This window comes from Chelatococcus sp. KU-N122 (assembly GCF_055391085.1).
The window spans coordinates 6,808,051-6,819,783 of the sequence record NZ_AP043981.1 but is presented as its reverse complement, the minus strand read 5'-3'; the positions used below and the strand labels follow the sequence as shown (position 1 = coordinate 6,819,783).

The window sequence follows — 11,733 nt, the reverse complement described above, 5'->3', positions numbered from 1 at the left end:
GGCGCGGGACGTCTTACCCACCGCTATTGATCGCGGCCGGTTCGGGCCGGTGACGCCGTCGGAGGTTTGCTCAGGGTTGCGTCGGCGTGGGCATCTGACTAGTTATATAACTAGGTATCTTTCGCAGAGAAGGACAAGACCGTGAAGAGCTGGTCAGTTCAGGACGCGAAAGCCCGCTTCAGCGAGCTGCTCGATACCTGCCTGAGGGAAGGGCCGCAGGTGGTGAGCAAGCGGGGGGCCGATGCGGCCATCCTCGTTCCCTTGGAGGATTGGCGGAGGCTGCAGCGCGCCGCACGGCCCACGTTGAAGCAGCTGCTGCTGGCGGAAACGGGACGAGGGGAGTTGAACGTCCCTGACCGGGGCGGACGACGGCGGCGTGAGCCGCAAGAGCTCACCTGACACCGATGTATCTGCTCGACACCAACGTCGTGTCGGAGCTGCGCCGCGTCCGCCCCCACGGCGCCGTCGTCGCCTGGCTGCGAAGCGTGGCTGACACGGACCTGCACGTGTCTGCCGTGACGATTGGCGAGATCCAGGCCGGCGTCGAGATCACGCGGGAGCAAGACGGAGACAAGGCGGCCGAGATCGAAGCCTGGCTGGAGCAGGTTGTGCAGACCCACAACGTCCTGGTCATGGATGCGCGCGCCTTTCGGTGCTGGGCACGTCTGATGCACCGCAGGCCGAATGAATTGATCGAGGACGCGATGATTGCGGCGACCGCAATCGCTCACAATCTCACGGTTGTTACGCGCAACGTCCGAGACTTCGAGCGGCTTGGCGTTCGGACCTTGAACCCCTTCGACAACAATGCACGATGAGACGTGCTGTCGTGGCCGGCGCTGCCCGCTTTTTCGAGCAGGGTGCCTATGGCCGTGCGGCCGTGTCGTTCCACCCCGCTGCGGCCTGCGCCTGCAGCGCGCGCCAGTCGACCTTGTGCGACGCGCTCAGGGGCAGGCTGTCGACGAAGGCGACCTGGCGCGGCACCTTGAAGACGGCGAGGCGCTCGCGCGTCCAGGCGATGATGTCGGCCTCGCTCACCTTGCCCCTGGCCTCGGGCTTAAGGACGATCACCGCTTTCACCGTCTCGCCGCGGTAGGCGTCGGGTGCAGCGATCACGCAGCATTGCGCCACCGCCTCGTGGCCGAACAGCAGGCCTTCGACCTCGGCCGGCCAGACCTTGAAGCCGCTGGCGTTGATCATGCGCTTCAGGCGGTCGACGATGTGGAAATAGCCGTCCGCCGTGCGATAGCCGAGGTCTCCGGTGCGCAGCATGCGCAAGCCGTCGACGACGGCGAACGACTGCCGGTCGGCGTCCGGGTTGTTCCAGTAGCCCGCGATCACCTGCGGGCCGGCGACGAGGATCTCGCCGACCTCGCCGTCGGGCAGCGGTGCCAGGGTCTCCGGGTCGACGATGCAGGAGATGGTCTGCGGGACGGTCACCCCGACGCTGCCGGCGCGCGGCGCGTCGATCGGGTTGATGTGGGTGGGCGACATGGTCTCGCTCATGCCGTAGCCCTCCACGTAGACGAGGCCGAAGCGGCGCTCCAGCTGCTCGGCCACGGCGACCGGCATCGCCGTGCCGCCGCCCGAGACGACCTTGACGCTTGCGAGCGCGCTCTCTGAGAACGAAGGCTGCGACAGCAGGTCCACGACCATGGTCGGCGGCGCGTTGAAGAAGGTCGGCCGGTAGCGGCTGAACAGCTCGACGGCGGCCGCAGCGTCCCAGCGGGCCATGATCAGCAGGGTCGCGCCGGCGTAGATGCCGCCGTTCAGGGTCGCCTGCATGCCGGCCACGTGGAACAGCGGCTGCACGGCGGTGGCGACGCTCGCCGCCGACAGCCCGTACCATTCCGCCTGCAGTGCAGCCGTGTGCATGACGCTGGCGTGGGTGTGCGGACAACCCTTCGGCTGGCCGGTGCTGCCCGACGTGTAGGGCATCACGCAGAGCGAGCCGGGCTGGTTGAGCGGCACCGTCCGGCAGTCCGTCGCGATGGCGTCGGCCCAGGCGACGAGGCGCGGATCGGCCGCGAGGTCGGGGGCGGGGAGGTGCATGAAGGCCGGCGTCGGCGCCGCCGGCCGGGCGGGCAGGGCGTCGGCGTAGCGGCCAACGATGAGGCGCAGCCGCTCGGCCCCGGGCCACCCCGAGAAGCGGTCGACGAGGTCGCCGGCCACTATGGCGATGGTGACGCCGCTGTCGGCGAGGATCTTCGCGACCTCGTCGGCCCGGTACATCGGGTTGAGCGGCACCACCACGGCACCGGCGCGCAGAATGGCGTAGTAGGCGGTGACGTACTGCGGGCTGTTCTGGAGGTCGACGGCCACCCGGTCGCCGGGCCGCACGCCCAGCGCGCGCATGAGGAAGCCCGCCAGGGCCTCCACGTCGCGCCACAGCGCTGCATAGCTCAGCTCCCGCCCATAGAAGACGATGGCCGTATGGTCCGGGCGAGCGTGGGCCTGGAGCTCCAGGTTCTCGTCGATGCCCCGCTGCGGATAGGGCGATAGGAGGGCGGGCGGCATCTGACCTCGCGGACGAGCGTGACGGCGTGGTGGCAGGTTAACGCCCCCTGGCGCGCCACGATAGCGATTTTCGGAATAAGATTGCAAAAAGCTGAATTTCGTGGTCTGAACAGCCCTGTCAGCCGCCGGGCCTCGTGTGGGCCGGCCCTTGCAATTTGCGGTCCAGGGAGCACCGGCCCGATGAAGCGTCTGCTCAGCACCGGCCTCAACGCGGGCTCGGAAACCGTCGTCTCGGTCCTCGGCGGCAAGGGGTCGTATTTCGAGCTGGACGATGGCCGTCGCGTTCTCGACGGCAGCAATTCCGCCGGCGCCCTCGGCCACGGCCATCCGGAGATCGTCGCGGCCATCCGCGAGGCTGCCGCCTATCCCGCCATCAGCGAGGGCTGGTCGTGGCGCGAGCGCGAGAAGGCGGCCGAGGACCTGATCGACGTGGCCTTCGCCGGCGAGCACGGTTGGGTCGGCGCCGTGCGCTTCGGCCTGAGCGGCAGCGAGGTCAACGACCTGGCGCTCTCCCTCGGCCAGGCGCTCACCGGCCGCGCCGCGATCGCCACGCGCGAGCGCGCCTATCACGGCCTCACCGGGCTCGCCCGCGACGTGACGGTGCAGCCGCAGTGGCACGGCGGGCTGTCGCACATGGACGGCGGCGTCAGCCGCGCCGCCGCGGGAGCGCCGGTCCGCGTGCTGTCGGCGCCGATGGGCTCGCTCTACGGGGAGCGCGTCGTCGAGCTGCCGGAGGACTCGCCCGAGGCCATGCGGGCCAAGCTGGCGGACGTGTCGTCCGTCATCATCGACTATACCCAGGGCGGCATCTACCACGACGGCGCCTACCAGGACCGGGTGGCCGCCGCCGCCCGTGAGGCCGGCGCACTTTGGATCGCCGACGAGGTGGTGACGGGCGCGGGCCGCAGCGGCCGCTGGTTCGCCTTCCAGGGTGGCGAAAGCCGGCCCGACATGGTGACCATGGGCAAGGCGCTGGCCGGCGGCGGCGCGCCGATCGGCGCCGTGATCCTGTCCAAGGAGCTGGTGGAACGGCTGGACCGGACCAGTTGGCAGGCCTACAGCACCTTCCGCGGCCATCCCATCGCCATGGCCGCGGTGCGCACCTACCTCCGGATCATTGCCCGCGACAAGCTCCTCGAGCGGGTCGCCCGCCTCGGCGCGCGCGTCGGCGAACGCCTGGTCGCCATCGCCCAGGCCCATCCGAGCGTGGCGCGGGTCGACGGCCGCGGCCTGCATTGGACCATCGAGCTGCACGGCCCGCACTGGAAGGACTGGAAGGCGGACACGGCCGCGGAGCCGGTCGCCAGCAAGGTGGCGGCCCGGGCGCTTGCCCAGGACGTGGTCATCGGCACCAGCGGCGAGGAAACCTCGCTGTTCCTGGCCCCGTCGCTGCTGATGGAGGAGGCGGAGCTGGAGCTGCTACTCGATGTTCTCGACGACGCGCTCGGCGTCGCCGATGAAGAGTTCGCCCGCCGCGCCGTCTGACGGCGCCGACCGATCCGGAGAGGGGAGCATCATGCCCGACATCACGTCCGACGAGGCTGCCGTCAGGCAGGTCGTGCAAGACTATTTCGACGCGCTCTACGAGGGCGACGTCGCCAAGTTCCGCGAGGTGTTCCACCCCGCCTGCCGGCTGTTCACGCTGAGCGAAGGCAAGCTCCTGACCCTCGACTACGAGCCCTACATGGCTCGCGTCGCAGGACGGGCATCGTCCGCCTCGCAGGGCGATACGCGCGACGACGAGATCGTCCTGCTCAGCGTGGCGAGCCCGACGACGGCGTTCGTCCGCGTGCGCGACTGCTATCTGCCGATGCACTTCGTCACCGACTTGTCGCTCCTCAAGGTCGACGGCCGCTGGCGGATCGTATCGAAGCTCTGGCACACGCTGGATTGACGATTCGTGATGGTCGGGCTTTCGACCCGGCCATCCGCGCAGAACAGCGCCGGGCCCGGAGCACGATGTCCGCATGACCGATGAAGCCGACGACTCGCCGATCGGCCGCTCGTTCCGCATCCTGGAGGTGTTGGCCGGGGCGCCCGAGGGGCTGAGCCTGAGCGAGATCGCCACGGCAACCGAGCTCGTCGTCGCCACGGTCCACCGGCAGCTCGCGACCCTCACCGGGGTGGGGCTGGTGCGCAAGGTCAATGCGCGCTCCTTTGCGCTCGGCGAGCGCATGTGGCGGATCGCGGCGGTGATGACCGGCGATGCGGACGTCACCTCGGCCGCCAAGCCGGTGCTGAAGGAACTGGCCGACACCTTCGGCGAGACCGCCTTCCTGGCCCGGCTGGTCGGCAGCCAGGTGGAGATCCTGGCCATCGGCATACCCGAATCCCAGGGCCAGTCCTACGTGCAGCCGGGGCGCGGCATGCCGCTGCACGCCGCCGCCTCCGGCAAGATCCTGCTGGCGTTGCAGAGCGACGAGTTCGTCGACCGCTATCTGAAGCTGCCGCGGCAGGCCTACACGCCGAACACCAAGATCGACGAGGCGGAGATCCGGGCCGACATCGCGCTCGCCCGCAAGCGCCACATGGCCATCTGCGACAACGAGTTCGACCCAGGCATCCTGAGCTATTCCGGCGCCGTGCACGACCGGCGCACGGGGCTGTCCTACGCGCTGACCATCTTCGGCCTCGCCGATCGCTTCTCGCAGATCAAGCCAGCGACTGTCGAGACGCGCCTGCTCAGCGCCTGCCAGCGCCTGAGCCGCGCCCTGCGCGACCGGGGCTGACGGCTCCTTTTCCTCTCCTTCCTTCAGCTGCGGCGTGGCCCCGATCGCCTGAGACATGGGCGGTTGGCGGCCCTGCATGCTCAAAAACGCGCCACGGCCGGGCTTGACCCTGTCACCCGGATTTCCGTAAAAAGAGATTAGTTTTCGTTTTTCGAAATCGAGTGGAGAAATCCGGTTGGCTGGCTGGCGTCTGGGAATCGATATCGGCGGCACCTTCACCGACGTCATCGCGGTGGCGGGCGACGGCTCCGCGCGCCGCTCCGCCAAGGTGCCGAGCCGCCCGGCCGAGCCGGTGCGGGCCATCGTCGACGCCATTGCCGCGGTGGATCTCGCCTGGGACGAGGTGGAGGAGATCGTCCACGGCACCACCATCGTCACCAACGACATCGTCGAGCAGCGCTTCCGCCCGTGCGGCCTGATCGCCACCCGCGGCTTCAGCGACACCATCGAGATCGGCCGCGGCTCCCGCCGCCATCTCTACCGGCTCGACCTCATGCCGCGCGCCGCGCCGCTGGTGGCGCCGGCCCACCGCTTCGAGGTGAGCGAGAGGATGGCGCATGACGGCCGCGTCGTCGCGAAGCTCACGGAAGCGGAGATCGAGCGCGTGGTCGCCGAGGTGCGGGCCGCCGGCCTCGACACCGTCGCGGTCTGCCTGCTGCACGCCTTCACCAATCCCGAGCACGAGCTGCGCCTCGGCGCTGCGCTGCGCCGGCGGATCCCGAACGTCAGCCTGTCGCATGAGCTGAGCCCGGAGTTCCGGGAGTTCGAGCGCATGAGCACCACCGTGCTGAACGCCATGATGATGGCCAAGATCAAGCAGCACCTGGCCCGCATCGCCGAGCGCAAGCCGGAGGCCAGCCGCGTTCACCTGATGCACTCGGCGAGCGGCATGGCCTCGCCCGAGCTGATTGCCGAGCGGCCGCTGATGCTGGCCATGTCCGGTCCCGCCGCAGGCGTCTCGGCCAGCTGCCGCACCGCCCGCGAGCTCGGTATCACCCATGCGCTCACCTTCGACATGGGCGGCACCACCACCGACGTCTGCCTGATCGTCGAGGGCAAGGCCCAGATTGCGGCCAACCGCGACCTCGGCGGCCAGCGCATCCGCATGCCCATGGTGGCGGTGGATTCGATCGGCGCTGGCGGCGGCTCCATCGCGCGGCTGGTGAGCGGTGCCCTCGTGGTCGGGCCGCAGAGCGCCGGCGCGAGCCCCGGGCCGGCGTGCTATGGCCAGGGCGGCGAGCAGCCGACCGTCGCCGATGCGGATCTCCTGCTCGGCTACCTCAACCCCGACCGCACGCTCGGCAAGTCGGTGACGCTGTCCAGCGCGCTCGCGGCCGAGGTCGTCGGCCGGCTGGCTGCCGACATGGGCTTCACGCTCGTCGATGCCGCGGTAGGCATCGCACGCGTGGTCAGCGCCAACATGGCGCGCGCGCTGCGCCGGGCGACGGTGGAGCGCGGGCTCGACATCCGCCAGTTCGACATGATCGCCTTCGGCGGCGCCGGTCCCATGCACGCGGCCGAGGTGGCGCGCCTGTGCGGCATCGGCCGGGTCGTCATCCCGGCCTTCTCCGGCGGCTTCTCCGCGCTTGGTTGTGTCGATGCGACAATGTCTTATGCGCGCCAGCTTACGATCAACATGAGATCGACGGCGTGGGATCGGGCGCGCCTCGACGGTCTGCTCGCCGGGCAGATCGAGGCACTCGCCGCATCGCTCACCGCCGCCGGCCACGCCCGCGAGACCCTCGTGGTGCTGCACACGGCCGGTGTCCGCTACAGCGGCCAGAGCTACGAGACGCCGATCGCCGCGGCTGCCCTCGACGACCCGCAGGCGCTGGGGCGCCAGTTCGACGAGGCCCACCGCGCCCTCTACGGTTACGCCACCGGCGAGCCGTGGGAGCTCGTCTCGGTGCGCACCGAGGTGTCGGCGCCGGAACGGCAGAGCCAGCCGCACAGCATCGCCGGCGCGGGCACTGCACCAACGGCAGCGGGCACGCCGCGTATCGTGACCTTCGAAGATGGCAGCAGCGCCAGCGTGCCGGTGCTCGACCGCGACAGCCTGCCCGTCGACGTCCGCATGCCGGGCCCGCTGGTGATCGAGGACGAGTGGTCGACGGTCATCGTGCCCCCCCGCGACACCGCCTGGATGGACGGGCGCGGCAACCTCCACATCACCGTGAGCCTTGCCCGATGAGCCTCGACCCGGTCTCGCTCGAAGTCATCCGCAACGGCCTCGCAGCCATCGCCGAGGAAATGTCGATGGTGGTGATGCGGGCCGCCCGCTCGCCGCTGCTGCGCGAGGCGGGCGACCACTCCTCGGCGCTCACCGACCGTCACGGCTACCTGGTGGCGCAGGGCCAGGACGTGCCCGTGCATCTGGGCGTGCTGAGCTTCACCGTGCGCGAGTTTCTCCGCGTCGTGCCGCCTGAGCGGCTGGCGCCCGGCGACGTCTGGATCGTCAACACGCCGGAGGTTGGCGGCAACCACCTGCCGGACGTCAAGCTGATCCGGCCAGTGTTCTCGGGCGCAACCCTCTACGCCTTTGCCATCAGCCTGGCGCACTGGGCCGACATCGGCGGCGCCATGCCCGGCAGCTATTACGCGGCGGCGCGCGATGCCTGGCAGGAGGGGCTGCGTATCCCGCCGGTCCGCCTGGTCGCGGCGGACGCGATCGACGAGGAGAAGATCGGCTTCATCCTGGCCAACGTGCGCGGCCCGGACGAGCGGCGCGGCGACATCCTCGCCCAGATCGCCGCCACGCGGGTGGCTGCGCGGCGGCTCGACGAGCTCGACGGCCAGTACGGCGTCGATTTCCTGATCGCCGCCTTCGATGCCATCCACGACCGTGCCGAACGCCAGATGCGCGAGGCGATCACGGCCATTCCCGACGGCACCTACACCGGTGTCGACTACATGGACGACGACTGCAACGGCGGCGCCCCGGTGCCGATCCGCGTCACGGTGACCATCGCCGGCGACGCGGCGACCTTCGATTTCACCGAGAGCGCCGACGCGGTGCCCGGGCCGCTCAATACCACGCGCTTCATTGCCGGGGCGGCGGTGTTCTACGTCATGCGGGCGCTGTTCGGGCCGGAGATCCAGGCGAGCGCCGGCTGCTATCGGCCGCTCAACGTGGTCACGCGGCCGGGCTCGATCCTCGACGCCGGGGCCATGGCGCCGGTGGTCGGTGGCAACCACGAGACCTGCCAGCGCGTGGCGGACGCCGTCTTCGACAGCCTGATCCCGGTTGCGGTGGATCGCATGAGCGCGGGCGGCCCCACAACCGCCGGTCTGCTCATCTTCGGCATGCAGCGGCCGGATGGCGCCTGGTCGACGTTCTACGAGGTGCACTCGGGGGCGAGGGCGCCCGTATCGATCGGGACGGCATGGCCGCGACCCGCGTGCACCTGGCCAACGTGATGAATACGCCGGCGGAGGTGATCGAGATGGAATATCCGATCACCGTCGAGTTCCAGGCCATCCGCCGCGCTTCCGGCGGCCGCGGTGCGCACCGCGGCGGCGACGGCATCCGCCGCGGCTACCGCATGCGCGCCGACGACGTCTCGCTCACCACCATGTTCGAGCGCGCCGTGGTGCCGCCCTACGGCCTGGCCGGCGGCGAGCCCGGGCTGCCGTTCGCCGTCAAGCTGCTCACCGCGTCGGGCCACGAACAGGTGCTCAGCGGCAAGCAGAACATCCGGATCAACGCCGGCGATCTGGTCGTCGCCGAGACCTGCGGCGGTGGCGGCTACGGGCCGCCGCCGGGAGATTGAGACGCAGCAGCAGTCCGTCCAATAAGAGGGGAGCACAACATGCAGAGACGTGAGTTCCTGGGCGGCACCATCGCCGCAAGTGCGGCGCTGTTCGGGTTGCGCCTCGGCGCCGGCCCAGCCTGGGCACAGCAGAGCCGCAGCGACGTCATCCGTGTGCTGCTGGAGGACGGGCCGAACACCTTCGATCCGGCGGGCACCGGCTACAATACCGCTGCGGTCAACATCACCTGGAACGTCTACGACCGGCTGGTGACCTTCGCCAGCAAGCCGATCGAGGGCGAGCCGGGCGCCTTCACCTACGATTACGACACCATCGTCGGCCAGGCGGCCGAGAGCTACACGGTGTCGCCGGACGGCCGCTCGATCACCTTCAAGCTGCGCCCCGGCGCCGTCTTCCACGACGGCAGCCCGGTGACGGCGGCGGACGTCAAATGGTCGCTCGACCGCTGCATGGCGGTGCCGACCGCCAAGGCGCAGTTGGGCACCGGCTCGCTCCGCGATCCGGCACAGTTCGTCGTCGTCGACGACATGACCATCCGCGTCGACACCGAGAAGGCCGACCGCTTCACGCTGCCGAACCTGGCCATCGTCTTCCCGGCCATCTTCAATTCCAAGGTTGCCAAGGCGCACGCCACCGAGAGCGATCCGTGGGCGCAGGAATGGCTCAAGGCCAACACCGCCGGCGGCGGCCCATTCAAGCTGGCGAGCTACCAGGCCGGCCAGCAGTTCGTGCTGGAGCGCTTCGCCGATTGGAAGAATGGCGCCATCGAGAGCAAGGCGCGCATCCTCTGCCAGGTCGTGCCCATCGCCTCCAGCCGCCGTGCGGCAGCCCAACGCGGCGAAGCGGACCTGGTGCGCGGCCTCGCCGGCCGCGACATCGAGAGCCTGCTGACCGGCGGGCAGACCCGTGTGCTCGGCATCCCCAATCCCAACGGCATCACCTTCATCGCCATGAACAACCAGATGGCGCCGTTCGACAACGTCAAGGTGCGCCAGGCCGTCGCCTACGCCACGCCCTACCAGCAGATGTTCGAGTCGGTGCTCTACAAGCGCGGCCGGCCCCTGTTCGGCGGCTCCTCCGCGACTGACGGCACCGCCTGGCCGACGCCGCTGCCTTACGCCACCGATCTCGACAAGGCCAAGGCGCTGCTCGCTGAAGCCGGCCTCGGCAGCGGCTTCGAGACGGTGTTCTCCATCGATGCGGGCGACGCCACGCTGTCGGAGCCGATCGGCATCCTGATGCAGGAGGCGCTGGGCAAGATCGGCGTCAAGGTGACGATCAACAAGGTGCCCGCCGGCCAGATCGGTACCCTGCAGACCGAGAAGAAGCTCGCCATGTTCATCGGCGTGGGCAACGCCTGGCTGCGTAACCCGGATTACTTCTTCCGCATCTTCTACAACGGCACCACCCGCTGGAACTACGGCAACTTCAAGAATCCCGAGATGGAAAAGCTGGTGGCCGAGACCCGCTTCGAGGCCGACCCCGCGGTCTACGCCGCCAAGGTCAAGCGCATGATCGAGATCGCCAAGGCGGAGGTGCCGATGATCACGCTGTGGTCGCCGTTCCAGGACACGGCGCTGAGCAAGGCCGTCGGCGGCTACACCTACATGTTCCACAATGCGCTCGAGCTCAGGCATCTGACCAAGGCATGACGCAGGCCGCACCGCTCCGGATCGTTCCATGCGCCACAAGGGACTGAGAGTCCTCATCGCGCGGATCGCGACCACGATCCCCATCCTGTTCGGGGTGATCGTGGTCACCTTCGCGCTGATCCGGTCGCTGCCGGGCGATCCGGCGGTCTACTATGCCAGCGGCCCCAATGCCGGACCGGCGGAGATCGAGGCGGTGCGCCGCCAGCTCGGTCTCGACAGGAGCCTCCTCGAGCAGTTCTGGCGCTACCTCGTGGAGCTCGGCTCCGGCCATTTCGGCAATTCGCTGCTGACCGGCCAGCCGGTGCTCGCCGACTTTGCCCAGCGGCTCCCGGCGACGCTCGAGCTCGCCATTCTGGCCTTCGTCATGGGGGTCGGGCTCGCCATCCCGCTGGGCATCCTTGCCGCCGTCCATCGCGATGGCTGGATCGACCAGCTCTGCCGCGTGCTGTCGTCGACGGCAGCCGCGATGCCCGGCTTCTTCTTCGGCCTGATCCTCATCTACCTCTTCTACTTCCTGGCCGGGGTGGCGCCCGAGCCGATCGGCCGGTTGCCCGGATGGGCCTTGCCGCCGCCAACGGTCACCGGCTTCATGACCGTCGACTGCCTGCTGGCGGGCGACGTCGAGCTGTTCTGGGCGGCGCTCGGCAAGATGGTGCTGCCGGCCGCGTCCATGGCCATCTTCGCCATCGCGCCACTGCTGCGCATGATGCGCGGCGGCATGATCGACGCGCTCGACAGCGACTACGTCACCGCCTCGCGCGCCTTCGGCCTGTCCAGGACGCGGGTGCTGCTGGGCTACGCGCTGCCCAACGCGCTGCTGCCGGTGCTCGCCACCATGGGCATGGTGCTCTCCACGATGATCGGCGCCAACATCATGATCGAGAAACTGTTCGCCTGGCCGGGCATCGGCGCCTACGCCATCAATGCGCTGATCGGGCTGGACTATGCGCCGGTGCAGGCGTTCGTGCTGATCGTCGCCATCCTGTTCGTGGTCATGACGCTCGCCATCGATCTCATCTCGTCCGCGGTCGACCCGCGCTACGGCCAGGGCTGAGCGATGCGCG

At 69.4% G+C, this 11,733-nt stretch carries 9 protein-coding genes and 1 pseudogene; 9 read left to right on the top strand and 1 reads right to left on the bottom strand.

Annotated features, from left to right (window positions below):
* Window positions 1–141 precede the first annotated feature (141 nt).
* Both ACZ5PO_RS30885 and ACZ5PO_RS30880 read left to right on the top strand, forming a co-directional pair.
* Entirely contained in the window at window positions 142–399 is a 258-nt protein-coding gene (locus tag ACZ5PO_RS30885) for a type II toxin-antitoxin system Phd/YefM family antitoxin (protein ID WP_464186258.1), read from the top strand.
* 5 nt (window positions 400–404) lie between these two features.
* A complete protein-coding gene (locus ACZ5PO_RS30880) occupies window positions 405–818 on the top strand; it encodes a PIN domain-containing protein (protein WP_464186257.1) in 414 nt (137 codons plus the stop codon).
* A 46-nt stretch (window positions 819–864) separates the two neighbouring features.
* Here the strand turns inward: ACZ5PO_RS30880 and ACZ5PO_RS30875 are convergent, their stop codons facing one another.
* Window positions 865–2,517, bottom strand: coding sequence for an AMP-binding protein (locus ACZ5PO_RS30875; protein ID WP_464186256.1), 1,653 nt, complete (start codon window positions 2,515–2,517; stop codon window positions 865–867).
* 180 nt (window positions 2,518–2,697) lie between these two features.
* On the opposite strand from ACZ5PO_RS30875, the gene ACZ5PO_RS30870 reads away from it, so the two are divergent.
* The 7 genes and pseudogenes from ACZ5PO_RS30870 to ACZ5PO_RS30840 all read left to right on the top strand — a co-directional run bounded on the left by ACZ5PO_RS30870 (window position 2,698) and on the right by ACZ5PO_RS30840 (window position 11,723).
* Window positions 2,698–4,002, top strand: coding sequence for an aminotransferase class III-fold pyridoxal phosphate-dependent enzyme (locus ACZ5PO_RS30870; RefSeq protein WP_464186254.1), 1,305 nt, complete (start codon window positions 2,698–2,700; stop codon window positions 4,000–4,002).
* Window positions 4,003–4,033: 31 nt separating this feature from the next.
* Window positions 4,034–4,411 (top strand): nuclear transport factor 2 family protein, encoded by a 378-nt coding sequence (locus ACZ5PO_RS30865; RefSeq protein WP_464186253.1) that lies wholly within the window; start codon window positions 4,034–4,036, stop codon window positions 4,409–4,411.
* Between the two features lie 73 nt (window positions 4,412–4,484).
* Window positions 4,485–5,246: an IclR family transcriptional regulator gene (locus ACZ5PO_RS30860; protein ID WP_464186250.1), complete on the top strand. Its 762-nt coding sequence runs from the start codon at window positions 4,485–4,487 to the stop codon at window positions 5,244–5,246.
* Between the two features lie 175 nt (window positions 5,247–5,421).
* Window positions 5,422–7,437: a hydantoinase/oxoprolinase family protein gene (locus tag ACZ5PO_RS30855; protein ID WP_464186248.1), complete on the top strand. Its 2,016-nt coding sequence runs from the start codon at window positions 5,422–5,424 to the stop codon at window positions 7,435–7,437.
* Window positions 7,434–9,016, top strand: a pseudogene (locus ACZ5PO_RS30850) (hydantoinase B/oxoprolinase family protein). The gene ACZ5PO_RS30855 and the pseudogene ACZ5PO_RS30850 overlap by 4 nt, the downstream one beginning before the upstream one ends.
* A gap of 39 nt (window positions 9,017–9,055) precedes the next feature.
* The gene (locus tag ACZ5PO_RS30845; protein WP_464186247.1) at window positions 9,056–10,669 is read left to right on the top strand and encodes an ABC transporter substrate-binding protein; all 1,614 of its coding nucleotides are present in this window, start codon (window positions 9,056–9,058) and stop codon (window positions 10,667–10,669) included.
* Between the two features lie 28 nt (window positions 10,670–10,697).
* Window positions 10,698–11,723 carry an ABC transporter permease gene (locus ACZ5PO_RS30840; RefSeq protein WP_464186246.1) on the top strand — a complete coding sequence of 342 codons (1,026 nt, stop codon included), beginning with the start codon at window positions 10,698–10,700 and terminating at the stop codon, window positions 11,721–11,723.
* Window positions 11,724–11,733 lie beyond the last annotated feature (10 nt).

Coding starts and splice junctions, on each gene's coding strand:
- ACZ5PO_RS30845 (WP_464186247.1), top strand. CDS start 9,056: ATGCAGAGACGTGAGTTCCTGGGCGGCACCATCGCCGCAAGTGCGGCG.
- ACZ5PO_RS30880 (WP_464186257.1), top strand. CDS start 405: ATGTATCTGCTCGACACCAACGTCGTGTCGGAGCTGCGCCGCGTCCGC.
- ACZ5PO_RS30870 (WP_464186254.1), top strand. CDS start 2,698: ATGAAGCGTCTGCTCAGCACCGGCCTCAACGCGGGCTCGGAAACCGTC.
- ACZ5PO_RS30875 (WP_464186256.1), bottom strand. CDS start 2,517: ATGCCGCCCGCCCTCCTATCGCCCTATCCGCAGCGGGGCATCGACGAG.
- ACZ5PO_RS30865 (WP_464186253.1), top strand. CDS start 4,034: ATGCCCGACATCACGTCCGACGAGGCTGCCGTCAGGCAGGTCGTGCAA.
- ACZ5PO_RS30860 (WP_464186250.1), top strand. CDS start 4,485: ATGACCGATGAAGCCGACGACTCGCCGATCGGCCGCTCGTTCCGCATC.
- ACZ5PO_RS30840 (WP_464186246.1), top strand. CDS start 10,698: ATGCGCCACAAGGGACTGAGAGTCCTCATCGCGCGGATCGCGACCACG.